Here is a 19,962-nt window from a genome sequence, read left to right on the forward strand (position 1 = left end):
CACAAGCTTTCCCGAGGGAACCGCCCTGAACGGGGACATTTTTCGCAAGGCCGGGGCACCGCCCCCTCACAAGAGCTTGTGCCCCCATCCCTTCCAGGCCTTCTGCGCCCGGCCGCAGCACGGCGGGAAAGAAATATGGGAAAACCGGCAGGCAGGCTTTGCATGATGCCATTTCCCCCTTGCCTCAGGCCGGTGGAATGATTACACAAACCGCAAATGTGAGCCTGTAGCTCAGTTGGTAGAGCAACTGACTTTTAATCAGTAGGTCCAGGGTTCGAGCCCCTGCGGGCTCACCATTTCTCCCAAAATCAATTCAGATTCCCAGCGACGCTGCCGGCCACGAAATTTGAACAGGCTGGCCGGGCGGCGCAGATCTGGTCATGCGCCGATGCACGGCTGGGCGGCCGTGCCGCCGCCTCGCCTGAAATGCCTTATTTTCCCTCGACCAGCGACGTATTGAACGTTCCCTTGACCGGAACGCACTTTGCAAGGTCCGCTTCGGTCGAGAAGCTCTCCTTCGCGCAGACTTCCGCCTCAAACGTTCCCGAAGCGTTTGGAGACGCATCAAGAACGAGCGTTTCGAGCGTTACCCTTGCCGTCCCGCCCTCACCGCCGGCAACGAAAAACTCCCCATTCATTCCCTCAGGCCACCAGGACACGCTCGCATTTGTGACGGTCCCGGCGCCGACCTCCCCCATAACGGAAAATTCGATGTTCAGAATATTGCGGGTCTTGTTTTCGTTGGCCTTGGCATGGGCCTGGATGGAAACCTGATTTACGGGCCCAAAGGAGCGAAAGGTTGCCGAAGCGCTTTGATCGTCGGACACGAAAAGCGTCTCACCTTCGTAAGACGCCTCGTCGATGGTCGCCGTCACACTGCCAATCGCTTTCACGTCGAAGGCCTCGGCGCTATAGGACAGAAGGACGGCTATCCCGCCCGCCATCGCCACGGGCGCAAGTCTTTTGATGTCGGTTTGAAACACGTCAAGTTCCTTACATGCCTACCAAGGTGATTGTCGTCGAATGTCCCCCCCCTTAAGGGAAGGACCAACCGTCATGCTCGATGCGGAAGATGCGGATGGGAGCCCCCGGCTGGTCCGGGTCCGCGCGCAGCCGATAGACAGCCCGCTGGGCATGCCCGAAGTTCACGCAATCGACGTTGACCGTGATCATTCCGCGCAGCATCGGGGTTTGCGGATCCCGCCGCGGCGGCTGGCAACTCCCGTCGAAATCCTGCCCGCCATAGACCGGGTCCGCCCCGGCGCGCCCGGACAGGAAATCGGCGGCGACATCGGCAAAGAAATACCGCCGCGCGCCGCGAGGGCGCCGGAGATCGGTCTTGCCGCCGGCATCCTCGATCCTGTGCGCCTCATATAGCGCACGCACCACGTCCTCGGCTTCGCGTATCTGCGCCTCGCCATTGTTTGCCGGCGCCCTCTCCGCCCCGCCATAATCGGGCACCAGAAACGTGGCGCGCACCCAACCGGCTTTGGTCAGGTCGCGGCTGCGCATCAGGCACCAGCGCGGCGGAAGGGCCGCCTGCTCCGCCTCCGACAGGGTCATGTAGCGCGCAGCAGGCACATAAGGCACGCATGTCACCTGTTGCAGCCCGTGCTCATTGGCACGAAACGTCCCGAGCACGCCATATTCGGTGCCCGGCCCCATGCGCATGTTGAGCGCGTCGCTCGCTGCCACGCCCCGAACGCGCCAGGCGTCCGGTCCATGTCCGTCGATCTCCGCAAGCCCCTGCCCCGACCAAAGCACCGAGGTGAGGAGCAGAGCGGCGAGGAGCCGCGTTCGGCCGGTCCGTGATGTCATTCCGTCACCTCCACAATCGCACGCCCCAGAACCTTTCGCTCACCAAGATCGAGAAAGCGAACCTCGTAGGGGCCGGGCGTGTCGGGCATGGTCAGTTTCATCTGGCTTTCACCTCCGACGGCAGCCGCAGAGAACCACGAGAAATCGGGTGCCTTCACCTGCGCAAGCGCAACCCGCCGGTCCGCGTCCGCCGCCGTGATCGACCAGGACACCATGATGTCCTCTCCCGGCCGGGCGGTCGCCGGCACGCGCAACCCCGCTCCGGCGTCGAGCGGCGCCATGGCATCGACGACCTCGAACGGGTGCGCGGCCAGCAGGCGATCCCCTTCCGCTGAAACGTAGCGGACCTCGTAAAGACCGGGCACGTCGGGGACGGTCAGGTCCATGGATGTTTTCGAACCGACACGCCGATAGGTCGATCCGACATCGTCGGGATCGGAGCCAGCCGGGACAATCGCAATGCGGTCCCGCCGGTTGACGCTGTGCGACCAGCCGACCGTCACCCGCGATCCGGCGCGCACGGCGCCGTCAGGCCCGGAGACCTCGACCGCCGCCTGCCGCACCTCGATGGGGGCCGAGGCGACGACGCGCCCGCCCCCGTCGAGCCGGTAGCGGACCTCATAGAGTCCGGGCTCTGCGGGCGCTGTCAGTTCGCCTTTGCTTTTCGTCCCGACCCGGATGTAGTTCCCGCGCTCGATGTCGGGTGCCCCGGCTGAAACGATGGTGACAATGTCGCGCTTGTTGATCGGGTTGGTCCAGCTCACGGCGATGCGCGCGCCGGTCACGGCGGTTTGCGGCGCCGACACTGCCATCTCCGCTTCCACCACGTCGATGGACGTGCGCCCCAGCACCTCCTTCGTTTTGGGGGAGAGATAGCGCACCTCATACATGCCCGGAAGCGGCGGCGCGGTCAGCGTGCCCTCGCTCTTGCGTCCAACGCGCAGATAAGGACCGCGATTGTCCTCCGGGACAGAGGGCGGGACGACGGTGACAAGGTCGCTCCGATCGTGCACCTCACTCCAGGAAACCGGAAACCGCTTTCCCACCAGCACTTGCGCCGGTGCGGAAAGCCCGACCTCGCGGAGGGGGGCCTGTCGTGCCGGTGCCCCGTCGTCGACCTCGGCGGGCGTGATCACCTGACGAACCTGGGTCAGGGCGCCGCGCAGCTCCTCGGCATCTTCCGCCGGAACGAACATGCCGCCGGTGTTCTCGGCGATACAGGCGAGCGCCTCGTGCTCCTCCCGGGTCAGATCGAACCCGATCACATGGGCGGTGAAGGCAACGCCCGTCTCGGCGAGCCGGGCGGAAAGCGCACACGGATCCGCCTGGCAGGTCTCCACCCCATCGGAGATCAGAATCACGGTCGCCGGATTGTCGCGGTAGGACAGGATCTGCGCCGCCTTTTCCACGGCGGCCGTCAGCGGGGTCCGGCCACGCGGCACCACCTCATCGACGGCATCGCGGAAGGCTGCCCGGTCGACCGGATCGGGCAGCACCTTGACCTCGATGTCGGAGCAATCCCCAGCGCGACGATGACCATAAGCAATCAAGCCGAGATTGGTCGATTGCGGCCAGGTCGCGATCAGATCTCCCATGACCTCCCGCGCGATCTCGATCTTGGGAATGCCGTCGATCTGCCCCCACATGGAGTTGGAGCCGTCGTAGACGATCATCACATCGTCGGCGGCCAGAGCGGGTGCGCCTGTCAGCCCAAGGGCCAGGGCCAGAGCTGAAATACTCTTCATCTTCATGGTTTTACCTGTTGGAGCTTTGCTAGCGGCCTCAGGAGGCCGGCGACGGCGAAGGGCTCGCGCAGGGCGGAGGCCGCGATCGGCCCGGCCTTGGTCAGACAAAGGAGATATTCGCGCGCAAAATAAGGGATCGCGGCGGCGAGACCGAAACCAAGCACGCCGCCCAAGAACATAAAGCTGTACTGGAAGCCAACACCCCCAAAACCTTGCCGACACTGAAGGCCCGCATCTCACACTCCCTGTCTGCCACCCCAGACCATCCCTAGCGCGGGAGACGGAGGGCTTCCCCCTGCGTTTGCAGGGGTGACCGGGAGAGCGGCGGACACGAAGGTTTCAAGGGCACTTTTCTGGGACGCGATGCCGAGGGTGCGCGGCAGGATGCGTGCCTGAACCGAAGGAGCTGCCTCACCAAGCACAGGTGCGAGCCCTTCGTCCGCAAGGACACCCCCAAATGCCTCTGCGGACGGCGCGGTCGACCGGGCCCGCCAACGGGTCCGGTCGCGCATATTGACCGCGATCAGATCAACTGTTGGGACGGATCCTGGCGCCGGTCTTGTTGGCGAAGGCCTCAAGCCGCTCGCGTGCGGCCGGCTGGGTGTTGACCATGCCGGCCACCACCGATTCCGCGTAAGCCGCGTCCATGGCCGACATGTTTTGCATATGGCTGACCGCCGAGCAGATCGCGAAATTGGTCAGCGGCAGATTCGCCGCCACCTTGTCCGCCAGCTCCAGCGCCATGTCGAAGCTCGATCCCTCGGTGATATACTGCGCGAGCCCCAGATCGACAGCCTCCTGCCCCTGATAGACGCGCCCGGTCAGGATCATGTCGATCATCCGGGCCTTGCCGACCAGATCGCTGACCCGGATCGTGGCGCCGCCGCCGGTAAAGATGCCGCGCTGCCCTTCGGGAAGAGCGAAATAGGTGGTCTGGTCCATCACCCGAATATGTGCGGCGGAGGCCAGCTCCAGCCCGCCGCCGACCACCGCGCCCTTGAGCGCGGCGATCACCGGCACGCCGCCGTATTCCATCTTGTTGAACGCCTCATGCCAGCGCAGGCAGACATGCATGAATTCGTCCGGGGTCCGGTCGGCCTTCCAGTGTTCGATGAGATCGAGGCCGGCGCAGAAGTGGTCGCCCTCCCCCCGCAAGACCACGGCGCGCACGCCGTCACGATGGGCCGAACCGAAGAAGCTCACCAGTTCGTCAATGGTCGCCATGTCGAGGGCGTTGCGCTTGGCCGCGCGGTTCAGGGACACGATGGCAACGCCGTTGTCGCGCAGTTCGATCGAAAGGTTGGTATAGCCGTCGAAACGGGCATCCAGGGACATAGGAAACTCCTTGAGGCGGGCGCGGCGCGCCCATTCAGTTTCGGTCTAAAGGGTGGCGTCCCGCAGGCTGGGTGCGCCTTCGGTGATGCGGGCGCGGTCGGCCGCGCATTGCACGAGGATGTTGTGGGCATAGAAGGACGCGGTGGCGCATTTGTTCGTCATGAACTCGGTCGCCTCGTCGCGCGCCAGCGCGGCCTTGGCCGCCAGCATGGCGCGGCCCAGCTGCCACCCGGCGGCGAGGTTGCCGGTCAGCATCAGGAAGGGAACGCTGCCCGCATAGGCCGCGTTGACATCCCCCCCGAGCGTGGCAAGCAGGTGATTGAGGCTCGCTTCGAACTGCGCGCGAGCCAGGTCCAGCTGGGCAGCCACCGATTGGGCCTGTGCGTCTCCCATGGCAAGAGCACGGGCGGTGTCGAGGACCATGCCGGCGAAGCGCCGTGCGGCGGCGCCACCGTCGCGCTGGACCTTGCGCCCCAACAGATCGTTCGCCTGGATCGCCGTGGTGCCCTCGTAGATCGGCAGGATGCGCGCGTCGCGGTAGAGCCTCGCCACCCCGGTTTCCTCGATGAACCCCATGCCGCCATGCACCTGCACCCCCATAGAGGCGACATCGACCGCGCTCTCGGTGCAGTATCCCTTGACCAGCGGCACCAGAAACTCCGCCATCGCCCGGGCGTCGTTGCGGCTGGTCTTCTCGCCGTTTTCGGCCAGATCGAGCCAACCGGCGGTGGCGATGGCCAGCGCCCGGCAACCCTCCACCGTGGCGCGCATCCGCATGAGGGTGCGGCGCGTTTCCGGGTGCTGGATGATCGGCACGCTGTCGGCAGAGCTGCCGTCGACCGGACGGCCCTGCACCCGCTCACGGGCATAGGCGAACGCCTGCTGGGTGGCGCGCTCGGCGATGGCAACGCCCTGTATCCCCACAGCGAACCGGGCGGAGGTCATCATCACGAACATGTATTCCAGCCCGCGATTTTCCTCACCGATAAGGAACCCGGTCGCTCCCTCGTAGTTCAGAACCGCCGTCGGGCTGGCGCGAACGCCGAGCTTGTGTTCGAGACTGCCGCAAGCGACCGCATTGCGCGCGCCGGGAGACCCATCGGGTTCCGGCAGAAATTTCGGCACCACGAACAGGCTCAATCCGCGCGCGCCCACCGGTGCGCCGGGGGTGCGGGCCAGCACCAGGTGAACGATGTTCTCGCTCAGATCATGCTCGCCGTAGGTGATGAAGATCTTGCTCCCGGACACCGCGTAGGTGCCGTCCTCCCGACGGGTGGCGGTGGTACGGATGCGCGCCAGATCGCTTCCCGCCTGCGGCTCGGTCAGGTTCATGGTTCCGGTCCAGCGCCCGGAAATCAGCTTTTCAAGATAGAGCGCCTGTTGCTCCGGCGAGCCGTTGACCGACAGCGCGTCAATGGATCCATCCGTCAGCAGCGGACAGAGGCCGAAGCTCATATCGGCGGCGTTGACGATTTCCGTCGCCGCCGCACCGGCCGCGCGGGGCATCCCCATGCCGCCGAACTGGACCGGATGGGAAAGGCTCTGCCAGCCGGTTTCCACGAACTTTTCGTAGGCCTCGGCGTATCCGTCGGGCATGACAACCCGCCCCTCGCTGAGACGTGCCCCGGTCACGTCTCCCGCCTGGGCCAGTGGAGCGACCACGCCGCTGCAGAACCGGCCGAAGGCGTCAAGCGCCGTCCTGATGTCGCCATCGTCAATGCCGTCATAGCGCGGCAGGGAGCCGACCTCGGGCCACTGCGACACGTGCAGGATGTTGAACATGATGTCATCTATCGGCGCCTGGAAGGTCATCTGCTCACTCCCTGCTCTGTTGTTATGTGACACCTATTCTGCCTAAAATGCCGTCTCAACGTCATCGAATGACATTTTCATTTCCAAAAATGACAAAGACCGCGCCCCGATTGCCATGACTGCCATCACGGACCCCGTCAGCCCCACAACCGTCTCCCGCCACCTGATCGAGGACTGGCTGGAGGCGTTGCGCCGCTGCTGTTCCAGGGCGCAGATGCGCGCGCTGCTGCAACGCTCGGGTCTGGAGGAAATATCCGCTCACTCCGATGCCCGGGTGACGCTGGACCAGATCGTCCTGCTCTATCAGATCGCCGCCGTCGAGAGCGGGGACGAGATGATGGGACTGTGGAGCCGTCCGATCCGGGCGCGCGCGCTGCAGCACCTTCTCACCACTGTGCGGGAAGCCGATACCCTGCCCTCGGCCCTTTTCCGGTTCTCGACCTTCTGGAATCTCCTGCTTGACGATTTCCGCTTCGAGTTGACACAGGACGCGGAGCGGATCGCCCTCTCGCTGGTGCCGATGGGCGATCAGCCGGTACAGCGCTTCGGACACCTGCTGATCCTGAAGCTCGCACATGGGCTGATGTCCTGGCTCGCCGGGTACGAGGTTCCGGTGCGCACCATTCGCTTTGTCTTTGCCCGGCCCGATTTCGCGGAGGACTACGCCGTGATCTTTCCCGCGCGGGTCGACTTCAACGCCCCGCACTCGGAGATTTCCTTCGACCGCGCCGCCCTTGGTCCTCCCCTGGCGCGCAGTAAATCCGAGCTGGTCGAATTCGTGACCCGGGCGCCGCGAGACTGGATCTTCACGCGCTACCGCGAACATGCGCAGGCGCTGCGCGTGCGCGAATTTCTGTATCGGTCGGACTGGGAGGATTGCCGGCTGGCCGATGCCGCCGCGTTGTTCGGCATGACACCGCGAACCCTGATACGGCGTCTCGACCGCGAGAACACGTCCTTTCAGGCGATCAAGGACGGCCTGCGCCGCGACATTGCCATGCGCGAACTTCTGAACGCGGAAAAGAGCGTCGAGCAGGTTGCCGAGGATCTCGGGTTTTCCTCTTCCGCCAATTTTCACAAGGCATTCCGTCGCTGGACCGGCGAGAGCCCCGGCATGTTCCGCCGCGCCAGATCCCGCTCCTCGGCGTCAGGCTGATCCATCGTGAGAAGAGCCTCAGGCGAGAACCGGCTGAACGAAGGCGAAGGCGCGTCGGTTGTCAGGTGGCGCTTTTGCAATTGAACAGGCGGGCGGCGATCTTCATGATCCGGCAAGAGGATACCCCGCCCCCTTCGGACGGAGGGCGGATCGAAGCCGCCGATCCCGTATCGTGGCGGTGCAAACGCCGATCATACGGCCAGCGGCTTGCGGGCTGGAACAGGAGACGATGCCTTCAATGAGACGATATGCCTTCTGCCTCTTGCTCATGTTCGCACAACCGGTCGCAGCGGAAGCGCCAGGCATGCCCTCGGCAGGCGCGTCCCTGGCCGCCCCCACCGGCGCGGTGATCCTTGAAGTGGAGGGAAACATCGCGAACGGAAATGGCGGCACCGGGATCGCGCGTTTCGACGAGGCAATGCTGGCCGCCCTGCCATCCCACACCCTGGAGACCTCGACGGTCGTCACCGACGGCACGCAGGTCTTCGAGGGCTTTCTCATGCGCGACCTGCTGGCACTTCTCGGCGCCCGCGGCTCGGTGGTCGCGGCGACGGCGCTCAATGACTATTCGGTCGAGATTCCCGTCAGCGATTTTGCGCGTTTCGATGTGATCGTCGCCACCACGCGGAACGGCAAGCGCCTTGAGAAAAGCGGCAAGGGCCCGCTCTGGATCGTCTATCCCCGTGACGATCATGAGGAGCTGCAGGACATTCGCTACGATTATCGCTGGGTCTGGCAGCTCTACCGCCTGGATATCAAATGAGCCGCCAGCCAAGGACCCTCCTCGGCCTCTTCCTGCCGCTTGCCCTGATCGCCGTCTTTGCCGCTCTCCTGCTCTACTCCCTGTCCCGTCTTGCCGAGATCGAGCAGGACATGCGCATCAAGGCCACGCAGAACATGCTGTGGACGATGTATCAGGCGCATGCGTCCGCTCTTCAATTGGAGAATGTCCTGCTGAAAGCAGACACCGGCGCGGTCTCTCCGGCGGAGATCGAAAGACGCTACAATGTGCTCCTCAGCCGGATCGCCCTCCTGAACGAGGGGCCGCAGCGGCGGCAGGTGGAGGCACTGGGGTTTGCCGACGAGCTGGACCGGTTGACGGCGGCGGCCCGCTCCCTGGCCCCGATGATCGCGGATCCGACCCCCGCCAACATTCAAGAAATCCGGGACGCGCTGCACCCCTTCAATCCGGTTCTCGGGCGCGCCGGCAATGCGGCGATGATTTCCGAATGGAACCAGTTGGGCAACCGCCTCGACACGCATCGCAAGAAGCTCTGGCAGATCATCTGGCTTCTCTTCGGTCTGATGGCGGCAGGCGCGGTTCTGTCGGCCTATCTGATCTTCACCCTCAGGCAATCGCGGCACCGCACCAGCCTGTTGCAAAGGGAGCGCCGCTTCTCGGAACTGCTCGTCGCCTCCAGCGGCGATGGCGTCCTCGCCGCCGACGCGGACGGACGATGCACCGTCTGGAACGATGCCATGCACGCGCTGTTCGATGTTTCCCCGAACCAGGCGCGGGGCGCATTGCTGGAAGACATTTCCGGATTCTTCGCCACCGAGCGGGTCCGGGAGGGCCTGCGCCAGGCGCTGGCCGGAGCCCCGTTCGACCTTCCGTTCCTTCCGTTCTTCCGTTCGGGCGAGGAGTTGCCCCACTATGTGGACCTGCGCCTGTTCCCCCTGCGCGACCGGGATCAGACCATCGGCATCATCGGCCTTGTGCGGGACGTCACCGACAAGCACGCGGCGCAAGAGGCGATTGCACGGCACAATGAGCGGCTTGAGGAACTGGTCGCGGACCGGACCCAGGAGCTGAACGAGGCGCTACAGCAGCAGCGTTCGGCCGCGGATCTTTACCGCAATTTCGCGGCCATGGTCTCGCATGAGTTCCGGACACCGCTCGCCATCATCGATTCCGCCTTGCAACGCCTGGTGCGACGGGCCGACCGGGTCTCGTCCCTTGAGATAACCGAGCGGGCGACAAAGGCCCGCGATGCCATCCGGCGCCTGACCTCGCTGGTCGCAACGACCCTGGACACCGCACGCCTGGATGCCGGTCAGGTCGAGGTGACCTGCGAGCGATGCGACATTGCGGACCTGGCGGCGACCATCTGCGAACGCCAGCGGGAAACCTCACCGGGCTGCAGGATCCAGCTGGAGGCGACAGGGCCTGCGCCCGTGCAGTTCGACCCGACCCACGCGGAACATGTTCTGTCGAACCTCATCTCCAATGCCGTGAAATACTCACCGGACGGTTCGCCCATTTCCGTGAGGATTACCCTGGAAGGCGATCTGGTCACCTGCTCGGTGCGCAATGAAACCACGAAGCCGCTGACCGACGACGACCGCGCAAAACTGTTCGACAGATACTACCGTGGCAGCAATACCATGGGCCTTCCCGGCACCGGGATCGGTCTCTACATGGCGCGCGCCCTGGCGCGCATGCAAAATGGCGACATTGAGCTTTCGGACCAAGGGCATGATGGGAAAGTCGAATTCCGCTTTCTCCTGCCGCGCATCGGCGCCGGCCCCACGACACCTTCCCTTTATATCACCCCCGTTCACACCAGGAGAGGCCTTCCAGTCCCATGACCGAGCGAAAGGACCAAGAGCCCACAGATGCCCCGCTCATTCTGTGTGTGGAGGACGAGGCGGAGCTTCTCAACGATCTTGAGGAAGAACTGGAGGAGGCCGGATACCGCACCATTTCGACGCTGGATGGGGTCTCCGCCCTGGCCGCGCTCGATGAGGCAACGCCGGACCTGATCCTGTGCGACATCAGCATGCCCGGCCTCACCGGTTACGATGTCCTGCGCGCGGTGCGCGGCGGCCGGCCGGAACTGGCCGATACGCCCTTCGTCTTCCTGACCGCATTGGCGGATCGGGGTGAGATTGTCGAAGGCAAGAAGGCCGGCGCGGACGACTATCTCGTCAAGCCGATTGATTTCGACCTGATGCTGGCGACCATCGAGGCGCGGCTGCGCGAGGTGGAGCGCATGCGCGAGAACCGCACGGCGAAGGGAGCCGATGGCCTCCACAGCGCCTTCGTGCAAGCCTTCGATTTGCTGGGGTTTGGAACGGTCCTGATCGGCGAGCGCTGCGAGGTCATCTTTGCCAACCGCGCCGCCCGGCATATCGCCGAACAGAAGGACGGGATACGCATCGACCGCCGGATCCAGGCGGAGGACGGGCTGGATGATCGCAAGGTTGGAGAGATGCTTGGCGACCTTCAGAAGGCTGCTGCCCCCGCCCCCTCGACCGCCTCGCTGTCGCTGCCCCGCCCCTCGGGCAAGCACGACTACCTCCTGGTTGCCAGCAAGGTGGCGAGTGCCCAAGGCGCCCCGGTCACGGCGCTGTTCATCATCGATCCGGACCAGCCGCTGGGCATTCCCCACGCGATCCTGTCGGAACTGTTCAAACTGACGCCAACGGAAACGGAAGTTGCCCTTGCCCTGGCAAAAGGCATGCGGACCTCGGAGATCGCGGCGGAGCTGGCCATCGCCCCGACCACGGTGTCATTTCATCTGAAAAATCTGTTTGAAAAAACCGGCACCAACCGTCAGGCGGATCTGATTGCCCTGATCCTGTCGTGCCCCATCTCCACAGGGCGCGCCGAGCTGCTGCTCTGATCGAAAGCGGCCGGTTGGCGATGGACCTGCCACCGCCAACCGACGTTTCTTAAAGACACGGGACGAGGATCAGACCCGCCCGGCCAGGAACATTGGCCCGCCCTTGTGCCGGGGGAAGCCGTAGCCGAGGATCATCGTCACATCGATGTCGCTGGCGCTCTCGGCAATGCCCTCATCAAGCACGGCCTGGGCCTCCGCCTGCATCAGCGACATGATGCGCGCGACGATATCGGCCTCGCTGAACTCGCGCCGGGCAATGCCGAGACGCTCGCTTTCCTCAAGGATGATCCCCTCGACCAGCGGATCGGGCACCGGCTTGCTATCCTCATAGTTGTACCAGCCGGCGCCGGTCTTGCGCCCGAAGCGGCCCATCTCGCACAGGCGATCGGCAATCCGCGAATAGCGCTCGTCCGCCGGACGGGTCGCCGCGCGGCGCTTGCGCATGGCCCAGGCGACATCGAGCCCGGCCATGTCCTGCACCGCGTAGATGCCCATGGCGAAGCCGAAGCCGCGCATGGCCGCGTCGATCTGCCAGGGCAGCGCGCCCTCTTCCAGCATGAAGTCGCATTCGCGGCGATAGGCGCTCATGATGCGGTTGCCGATGAAGCCATCGCAGACCCCGGCGACCACCGGCGTCTTGCGCAGACGCTTGGCCAGCGCACCCGCTGTCGCCAGCGCCCGGTCCGACACCCCATCGGTGCGCACCACCTCCAGAAGCTTCATCACGTGTGCCGGCGAGAAGAAATGCAGCCCGATCACCCGTGCCGGACGCGCCGTGCGCGCCGCCAGGGCATTGACGTCAAGATAGGACGTGTTGCTGGCAAGGATCGCGTCCGGCGCCATGATCGCATCGAGACGAGCGAAGACCTCGGTCTTGACGTCCATGTCCTCAAACACCGCCTCGATCACCAGTTCGCACGGCGTAAGAGCGGCATAGTCGCTGCCCGTTTCCAGCCGCGCGGTGGCGTCGGCCAGACCGGCATCGTCCAGCAGGCCGCGCTTGTGGCTTCCTTCCAGAATCCCGGTGATGCGCCCTGCCGCTGCGGCACAACTTGCCTCATCCCGCTCGATCAGACTGACGAGCGATCCCGACAGCAAAAGGGCGGCGGCAATGCCCGCCCCCATGGTGCCGCCACCGATGACGCCCACATGGCCAAGATCGGCCGGCGCGGCCTCGGCCGCCTTCAGGCTGGCACCGGCACGGCGCTCGGAGAAGAAGACATGCCGCAGCGCGGCCGCCTCTTCGCTGCCCGACAGACGGAGGAAACGGGCGCGCTCCTTCGTCAGAGCCTCGCGCGCCGGCAATGTCGCGGAATCGCGCAGCGCCGCCAGCGCCTCCAGCGGCGAGGCCTGCCCGCGCGCCTTCTTGCGCAGGAGAGCCTCGGCAGCGTCCCAGTCCACATCGGCCAGAGGCGCGACCGGATCCCGATCGAGCAGCGGCACCGGACGCCCCTCGGCTGCGAGCGCACGGGCACGGGCGCTGGCCGCGTCAAGCAGGTCGTCCTCGGCCACCGCATCGACCAGTCCGGTCTTCAGAGCCTTTTCGGCGCTGACCGGCTTGCCGGTGGTGATCATGTCCAGCGCATCGGCAACGGCAATCAGGCGCGGCAGACGCACCGTTCCGCCGGCACCCGGGACGATCCCCAGCGTGACCTCGGGCAGGCCGAGCTTGGCGCCCGGTGCGGCAACGCGCCCATGGCAGCCAAGGGCGATTTCCAGACCGCCGCCAAAGGCCGCGCCCTTGATCGCGGCGACCCACGGCACCCGACTGGCCTCAATGGCGGCAATCACGTCGGGCAGATGCGGCTCGCGCGGCGGCTTGCCCAGTTCGGTGATGTCGGCGCCGGCAACGAAGGTCCGCCCGGCGCAGGCGAGGACGACGGCGGCAACCTCCGGCATCGCCTCGATACGCTCCACCGCCTCAAGCAGCCCGGCGCGGACGGCTTGCGAGGTGGCGTTGACCGGCGGATTGTCGATGGTGACGATCGCCAGATCGCCCTTTTGGGAAATGGTGACGGGATCGCTCAGCTTCATCACACGCGCTCCATCAGAAGGGCGATGCCCTGGCCGACGCCGATGCACATGGTGCAAAGGGCGAGCCGCGCGTCGCAATATTGCAGTTCCTGCGAGGCCGTCAGCGCCAGCCGCGCGCCCGACATGCCGAGCGGATGACCAAGGGCGATGGCGCCGCCATTGGGGTTCACATGCTCCGCGTCGTCGGCAAGGCCGAGATGACGGGTCACCGCCAGGGCCTGTGCGGCAAAGGCCTCGTTCAGCTCGATCAGGTCGATGTCGGCGATCTTGTAGCCGGTGCGTGCCAAAAGCCGCTCGGTGGCCGGAGCCGGACCGAAGCCCATGATGCGCGGGGCAACGCCAGCGCTGGCCGCGCCGAGAATGCGGGCACGCGGCGTGAGTCCGTATTTCTTCACCGCCTCGGCGGAGGCAATGATCAGCGCAGCCGCGCCATCGTTGACACCGGAGGCGTTCCCCGCCGTCACCGATCCGCCGGCGCGGAAGGGCGCCCGCAGGGCAGCCAGTTTCTCAAGGCTGGTTTCGCGGGGATGTTCGTCATGCTCGACGATCACCGGATCGCCCTTGCGCTGCGGCACGGACACCGGCGTGATTTCCTGCGCAAAGCGGCCGGCGCTGCGCGCGGCCACGGCCCGCTGCTGCGAGCGCAGGGCAAAGGCGTCCTGATCCTCGCGGGAGATGCCGAAATCCTCGGCCACGTTTTCGGCGGTCTCGGGCATGGAATCGACGCCGTATCGCTCCTTCATCAGCTTGTTGACGAAACGCCAGCCGATGGTGGTGTCATGCACCTCGGCGGCGCGGCTGAAGGCGCTGGTGGCCTTGGGCATGACGAAGGGCGCGCGGCTCATGCTTTCCACACCGCCGGCGATCATCAGTTCCGCTTCACCGGCCTTGATGGCGCGGGCGGCTGTCGCCACCGCGTCGAGCCCGGAGCCGCACAGACGGTTCATGGTGGTGCCCGAAACGCTTTCCGGCAAGCCGGCCAGCAGCGCGGACATGCGCGCCACGTTGCGGTTGTCCTCGCCGGCCTGGTTGGCGCAGCCCATGATGACATCATCGATGGCATCCGGCGCGAGCCCCGGCGCCTTTTCCATCAACGCACGCAGAACGCCCGCGAGAAGATCGTCGGGTCGCACCGAGGACAGCGCGCCGCCGTACCGGCCGATCGGGGTTCTCAAACCTTCGCAGAGAAAGGCATCCGTCATTTTTCGTGCTCCGCTTCGTCATGCGCCCCGGCAAAGCAAGGCTTGCGTTTTTCCAGGAAGGCGAGAACGCCTTCGGCGTAATCCGGGTTCCGGCCCGCCTGGGCCTGATAGCCGCGCTCCAGCTCAAGCTGGTCGTCGAGCGGCTGATCGGCGGCGGCGCGGATCGCGTTTCGGGTCAGGCGCAGCGCCTGCGCCGGCCCGCGCGCCAGTTGCGCGGTCAGGATTTCGGCTTCAGCGGCCAGATCCTCGTTCGGGACGGCGCGCCAGATCAGGCCCCAATCGGCGGCCTCGCGCCCGCTCAGCCGGCCGCCGGTGAGTGCGAGGCCCATGGCCCGCGCCTCGCCCAGGCGGCGGGTCAACGTCCAGCTCGTGCCGGCATCCGGCACCAGACCAATGCGGGAAAAGCCGATGGCCAGCGGCGCTTCCTCACTGGCCAGAGTGATGTCGCAGGCGAGCGCGATGCCGATCCCGGCGCCGGCCGCCACGCCATTGACCGCGCAGATCACCGGCTTGTCGAACTCGCGAATGCGTCGCACCAGGGTGTTGTAGTAACGCCCGACGGACTCGGAGAGGTCGGGCGGGCCGTCCATCTTGCGCGGATCGCGGTCGCGCAGGTCCTGGCCGGCGCAAAAGCCCCGGCCCGATCCGGTGATCAGCACCGCGCGACAAGCGGGATCCGCCTCGGCCCGCGCCAATCCCTCCATCAACCCGGCATGCATGTCCGGGGTGAAGGCGTTCAGCGTCTCGGGGCGGTTCAGCGTCAGCTTGGCATAGCCATCGCCCACGTCGTAAACGACCGATGGCTCCGTCTGGTCAGTCATGGGTGTGCAGTCCTTCTGCCGGAGGCAGGATCCGGCGTTTTACGGCAATGCGAAAAGGTACGGGGCCGGCGCAGCCGCATGCGGGCCGCGCCGACGAAAGAGCTCAGCCGGCGAGATGGGCGAGCAAGGCGCTCAGCTTGCGATCCCGTTCCCGCTGCAGGGTGTCGAGATCCCTGCCCCCGGCCTCTTCCTCGACGCCGCGCACCAGCGTGTCGGTCATCGCGGCGAGGTCCGGCGTGCGGAAATCGTTCCAGCGCTTCTGGATGCCGGGGCCGAGCTGCTCCACGAAATGGCGCAGGCCGCCCTTGCCACCGCCGAGGTGGAAGGCCATGTGCGGCCCCACCACCGACCAGCGCGGGCCAAGGCAGTTGACCACCGCCTTATCGACCTGTTCGACCGAGGCGATGCCATCTTCAACGCAGGCAACCGCCTCCCGCCAGAGGGCCGCCTGAAGGCGGTTGACCAGATGGCCGGGCGCTTCCTTCTGCAAGGTCACCGCCACATGCCCGACCCGCTCATAAAAGCGGGCGGCGGCCTCCGCCGCCTCGGGCGCGGTGCGCGGTCCCGGCACCACCTCGACCAGCGGCATCAGGTAGACCGGGTGGAAGGGGTGACCGACCACGGTCCGCTCAGGCGCGGCAAGCGCCTCCTGGAACTGACCGAGCATCAGCCCGGAGGTGCTGGTGGAAATGATCACGTCGGCGGGGGCGGCCTTGTCCAGACGGCCAAGCACATCGGCCTTGATCGCCTGCCGCTCCGGCACGTTTTCCTGAATGAAATCCGCGCCGGCGACCGCCTCTTCGAGCGTGTCATGCAGGCTCAGCCGCAACGTCTCGGCAGCTTCCCCATGCCCGCCATCGCGCAAGACCTGCCGGATCGTCTCCGGCAAGGCCTCGCGCTGCGCGGCGTCCGGGTCAAAGGCCCGCACCGCCAGTCCGGCGGCGGCGAACCGGGCGACCCAGCCGGTGCCGATCGTCCCGAGGCCGATCACGGCCACGGTTTCGATCATCTGAGGGTCACGCATTGCGCGCCCCTTCCGCCGCCTGCTCCGACCCGGCCCGCTCGGGGAAAGCCCAGGCGAGCGCGATGGCGACGGCCGCGGCAACCACGGCAACGACCAGGACAAGCTGCGTCGACACCCCGCCAACGCCGCCCGGATAGAGCAGGCACAGGCCGGACACGAGCATCAGGATCTGCGCCACCAGCCCGGCGACACCACGGCCCAGGGAACCGAAGCCGACCAGATAGCGCTGGGTGCCGGCGGAGATGAAGAAGACACCGACGACGGCCGTTCCCAGAATGTACGCGATCTCCAGCGGTGTTCCCTTCAGGATCAGCGCCGGATTGAGCACGAAGAAGAACGGCACGAAGTAGATGATGCTGCCGAGCCGCATGGAGGTCAGGCCGGTCCGCATCGGGCTGGCACCGGCGATGCTGGCCGCCGTGAACGAGCCAAGCGCAACCGGCGGCGTGATGAAGGACAGCATGCCCCAGTAGAGGATGAACAGATGCACCGCCAACGGATCGAGACCGGCGGAGACAAGCCCCGGCGCCAGAATGATCGCGAGGAACACATAGGCGGCGGTCACCGTCATGCCCATGCCGAGGAGGAAGCTGGTCACCGCGCCCATCAAGAGCATCAGCACGGCACTGCCGCCGGCCAGCACGATCAGATCGGTCGCCAAGGTTCCGGCCAGGCCGGTCACGACCAACGCGCCGATGATCAGGCCGATACCGGTCAGGATCGCGGTCAGCTCCACCAGCGTCCGGCCGATGTCGTAGACCAGGTTGGTGGCGGCGGACCAGTTCAGCCGCTTGCCGAAGATCTGGTTGACCACCAGCAGAACGACGGTGGCGTAGAACGGCGCGGCGGCCTCCTGCTTCAGGAACAGGAGCATCCACATCAACAGCGCGAAGGCGAAGATATGGTGCCAGCCTTCCTTCAGGGCATCGCGCACCCGGGGCAGATCCGCGCGCGGAATGCCCTTCAGCTTGCGACGGGCCGAATAGGCGTCGATCTGGAGGAACAGCGCCAGATAGTAGAGCACCGAGGGAATGATCGCGGCGATCACCACGTCGGAATAGGGAATTTGCAGGAACGAGGCCATGATGAAGGCGGTCGCACCCATGACCGGCGGCATCAGGACCGCACCGGTCGAGGCGCAGGCCTCCACGGCGGCGGCGTGCTCCTTGTCGAAGCCGGTCTTGCGCATCGCCGGGATCGACATGGCGCCGGTGGTCAGCACGTTGGTGATGACACTGCCGCTCATCGACCCGAGAAGGCCGCTGGAAAAGATCGAGACCTTGGCCGCGCCACCGCGTACGGTGCCGAGGATCGCGAAGGACAGATCCATGAACACCTTGCCGGCGCCGGTCGCCTGCAAGGCCGCGCCGAAGATGATGAAACCGACGACCAGTCCGCCAAAGGCCTGCATCGGAATGCCGAAGGCGCTTTCGCTGGAAAAGGCGTAGAAGCTGGCCGCGGTCTCCGGCTCCTGCGGGAACCCTTGAATGGGTCCGGGAACCTGATCCGCGACGAGCGGATACAGAGAGAAGATCGCGACGATGATGCCGAGCGCCGTGCCACCGGCGCGGCGGCTGGCCTCAACGAGAAGCAGCCAGAACAGCGCGGCGACGATCTGGGCTGAGACGGGAGCCACATACTCCCAGCCGGCCATGACGATGGTTTCGCTGTTGAGATTGAAGAACAGCAGAATACCAGCCGCCACCAGCGCCAGCACCACATCGTAAAGCGGCACCCTGTCACGCGGCGCGGAGGCGCTCGCCGGGGCGACGATAAAGATGAAAGGCAGGATGAAGAGCGCAAGCAGATAGAGGAACGACGAGCCAACCAGCGTGTGCCCAACCAGAAACTGGAGATTGAACAACTGATTGATAACAACCCCCACCGCAGCGATCGTGGCGAGGACCAGAACGACGCGCCAAGTTCCGGTCAGAGTCCGGTAGCGGAGAGTCTCCGCTACCGTCTCGTTCCGTTCCTCGGTCGAGGGCGCATCGACCCCCGTCGTTGTCATTTAAAGACAGGCTCCATGCCGGCTTCGGTCAGGGCAGCCGCACGGGCTTCGAGCCAGGCCTTTTCGAACGCCTCGACGGAGAGATCCGCGCCAGCGCTTGCCTTGAAGTCGGTCCAGGCTGTGGCCAGAACGTCCTGACGCTTGATCAGCCCGTCGTTGTGGGCCTGCATCTCGTCGGTCCACAGGCCCTTTTCCTTGAACAGGCGGATGGCGCCATCATGGTAGGGAACGGCCCACTTGAAGTTCTGCCGCTCCAGAGCCCAACCGGAGGCACCCGGGGCACCGTCCTTGTAGCTCGGGTAGAGGTCGACCATCGCCTTGGTCATGGCATAGACCAGATCGTTGTCCTGGTTGGCGTAGACCATCAGCTGCGGCATCGGGTAGAGCGCGCCGTGATGCGGCTTCTCCGGGCTGACGCCCGCGCCTTCGGTGCCGACGCTGTAGACGAAATACGGCGCCTTGGCCTTGAGCGCGGCCCAGGCCTTGGTGTCGCTCTCCGGAACTTCCGGCCAGATCAGGCCACGCGGCGAAGCTTCGAGCTGGTAGGCCCGGCCGGTCGCCATCAGGGCGAAGGCAGCGTCCACCTTGTCGGAGATGATGCCGTCCCAGGAATCGCCGAAGCCGGAGAACTCGACCACTTCAACGTCGTCCCAGGTCAGGCCGGCGGAGGCCAGCAGAGCCTCGGTGTTGTAGTTCAGCGCCGCCGCTGCCTTGATGCGGGCAACGCGCTTGCCCTTCAGGTCGGCCAGGGTCTTGACGCCAATGTCATTGGCCACGCCGAGCCCGAGATTGGTGTCGCCGATCGAGGTCATGACGATGCGGATCGGCTGCGGCCCCCAGTCGGAACCGGAGAAGTCGAACACGCCTTCCTGGGCGAAGTAGCTGGCAACACCGCCGGCAATCGCATGCACCTTGCCGGCACGGGCCGGAATCGTGCGGGCAATGTCGTTCTTGCCCGGCAGGATGCGCAGGTTCACACCCAGCTCTTCCTTCATCGCCTTGCCGATGGCAACGGCCTGATTGTAGCTGGCGCCGCCAACGCCGTAGGACGACCAGGCGATGGTCTTCGGCAGTTCCTGCGCGGAAAGCGATGCCGTTCCCAGGATGGTCGCGGCAAGAGCGGCCGCAGCGAATGCGGTTTTCGAGTAGCGCTTCAAGTCTTTCTCCTCTCGGCTGACAAATTACCCGTCGAAGGGTGGATTCGCCCCTCCTATAGGCAGCTTGCACAAAATCGCAACTTGGGAAAGCACAAAATGGCACACCGTTCCATATTGCGGAACAGTTGAGGTTGTGGCACAGCTAGCGCGCTCTGGTGCCGCGCAGTCTCATGCGCCGCGCCGGGCCGATTCAGGTTTTTTGGAACTTCCGGAGTGGAACG

Annotated in this window: 15 protein-coding genes and 1 tRNA gene; 5 read left to right on the forward strand and 11 right to left on the reverse strand. The window is 65.5% G+C overall.

Features of this window, described 5'->3' with window-relative positions; translation table 11 throughout:
• Positions 1-220 precede the first annotated feature (220 nt).
• Positions 221-296, forward strand: a tRNA-Lys gene (locus tag LC062_RS01825).
• A 135-nt stretch (positions 297-431) separates the two neighbouring features.
• On the opposite strand, the gene LC062_RS01830 is transcribed toward LC062_RS01825, so the two are convergent.
• The 5 genes from LC062_RS01830 to LC062_RS01850 all read right to left on the reverse strand — a co-directional run bounded on the left by LC062_RS01830 (position 432) and on the right by LC062_RS01850 (position 6,710).
• Positions 432-983, reverse strand: a complete 552-nt coding sequence (locus LC062_RS01830) for a hypothetical protein (RefSeq protein ID WP_224909312.1) — start codon at positions 981-983, stop codon at positions 432-434.
• Positions 984-1,035: 52 nt separating this feature from the next.
• Positions 1,036-1,818: an SH3 domain-containing protein gene (locus LC062_RS01835; RefSeq protein ID WP_224909313.1), complete on the reverse strand. Its 783-nt coding sequence runs from the start codon at positions 1,816-1,818 to the stop codon at positions 1,036-1,038.
• On the reverse strand, positions 1,815-3,569 hold the full coding sequence (locus LC062_RS01840; protein WP_224909314.1) for a vWA domain-containing protein: 1,755 nt from the start codon (positions 3,567-3,569) through the stop codon (positions 1,815-1,817). The genes LC062_RS01835 and LC062_RS01840 overlap by 4 nt, the downstream gene beginning before the upstream one ends.
• A 522-nt stretch (positions 3,570-4,091) precedes the next feature.
• Positions 4,092-4,898, reverse strand: a complete 807-nt coding sequence (gene dmdD, locus LC062_RS01845) for a methylthioacryloyl-CoA hydratase (RefSeq protein ID WP_224909315.1) — start codon at positions 4,896-4,898, stop codon at positions 4,092-4,094.
• Between the two features lie 45 nt (positions 4,899-4,943).
• Complete coding sequence (locus LC062_RS01850) at positions 4,944-6,710, reverse strand: acyl-CoA dehydrogenase (protein ID WP_224909316.1); 1,767 nt, start codon at positions 6,708-6,710, stop codon at positions 4,944-4,946.
• Positions 6,711-6,825: 115 nt separating this feature from the next.
• Between LC062_RS01850 and LC062_RS01855 the strand changes: the two genes are divergently transcribed.
• From LC062_RS01855 to LC062_RS01870, 4 genes are all read left to right on the forward strand, one after another.
• Complete coding sequence (locus LC062_RS01855) at positions 6,826-7,866, forward strand: AraC family transcriptional regulator (RefSeq protein WP_224909317.1); 1,041 nt, start codon at positions 6,826-6,828, stop codon at positions 7,864-7,866.
• A 304-nt stretch (positions 7,867-8,170) separates the two neighbouring features.
• Positions 8,171-8,629, forward strand: a complete 459-nt coding sequence (locus tag LC062_RS01860) for a molybdopterin-dependent oxidoreductase (protein WP_224909318.1) — start codon at positions 8,171-8,173, stop codon at positions 8,627-8,629.
• Positions 8,626-10,455, forward strand: coding sequence for a sensor histidine kinase (locus LC062_RS01865; protein WP_224909319.1), 1,830 nt, complete (start codon positions 8,626-8,628; stop codon positions 10,453-10,455). The genes LC062_RS01860 and LC062_RS01865 overlap by 4 nt, the downstream gene beginning before the upstream one ends.
• On the forward strand, positions 10,452-11,492 hold the full coding sequence (locus LC062_RS01870; RefSeq protein ID WP_224909320.1) for a response regulator: 1,041 nt from the start codon (positions 10,452-10,454) through the stop codon (positions 11,490-11,492). The genes LC062_RS01865 and LC062_RS01870 overlap by 4 nt, the downstream gene beginning before the upstream one ends.
• Before the next feature lie 69 nt (positions 11,493-11,561).
• On the opposite strand, the gene LC062_RS01875 is transcribed toward LC062_RS01870, so the two are convergent.
• The 6 genes from LC062_RS01875 to LC062_RS01900 all read right to left on the reverse strand — a co-directional run bounded on the left by LC062_RS01875 (position 11,562) and on the right by LC062_RS01900 (position 19,741).
• The gene (locus tag LC062_RS01875) at positions 11,562-13,526 is read right to left on the reverse strand and encodes a 3-hydroxyacyl-CoA dehydrogenase NAD-binding domain-containing protein (RefSeq protein WP_224909321.1); all 1,965 of its coding nucleotides are present in this window, start codon (positions 13,524-13,526) and stop codon (positions 11,562-11,564) included.
• Entirely contained in the window at positions 13,526-14,728 is a 1,203-nt protein-coding gene (gene pcaF, locus LC062_RS01880; RefSeq protein ID WP_224909322.1) for a 3-oxoadipyl-CoA thiolase, read from the reverse strand. The genes LC062_RS01875 and pcaF overlap by 1 nt, the downstream gene beginning before the upstream one ends.
• Complete coding sequence (locus LC062_RS01885) at positions 14,725-15,549, reverse strand: enoyl-CoA hydratase-related protein (RefSeq protein WP_224909323.1); 825 nt, start codon at positions 15,547-15,549, stop codon at positions 14,725-14,727. Before LC062_RS01885 ends, pcaF begins: the two co-directional genes overlap by 4 nt.
• Positions 15,550-15,652: 103 nt before the next feature.
• On the reverse strand, positions 15,653-16,573 hold the full coding sequence (locus LC062_RS01890) for a 3-hydroxyacyl-CoA dehydrogenase NAD-binding domain-containing protein (RefSeq protein WP_224909324.1): 921 nt from the start codon (positions 16,571-16,573) through the stop codon (positions 15,653-15,655).
• The gene (locus LC062_RS01895; RefSeq protein ID WP_224909325.1) at positions 16,566-18,584 is read right to left on the reverse strand and encodes a TRAP transporter permease; all 2,019 of its coding nucleotides are present in this window, start codon (positions 18,582-18,584) and stop codon (positions 16,566-16,568) included. The genes LC062_RS01890 and LC062_RS01895 overlap by 8 nt, the downstream gene beginning before the upstream one ends.
• The gene (locus LC062_RS01900; protein ID WP_224909326.1) at positions 18,581-19,741 is read right to left on the reverse strand and encodes a TAXI family TRAP transporter solute-binding subunit; all 1,161 of its coding nucleotides are present in this window, start codon (positions 19,739-19,741) and stop codon (positions 18,581-18,583) included. Before LC062_RS01900 ends, LC062_RS01895 begins: the two co-directional genes overlap by 4 nt.
• Between the last annotated feature and the right edge of the window lie 221 nt (positions 19,742-19,962).

This window comes from Stappia indica (genome assembly GCF_020177335.1).
Taxonomy (GTDB): Bacteria; Pseudomonadota; Alphaproteobacteria; order Rhizobiales; family Stappiaceae; genus Stappia; species Stappia indica_B.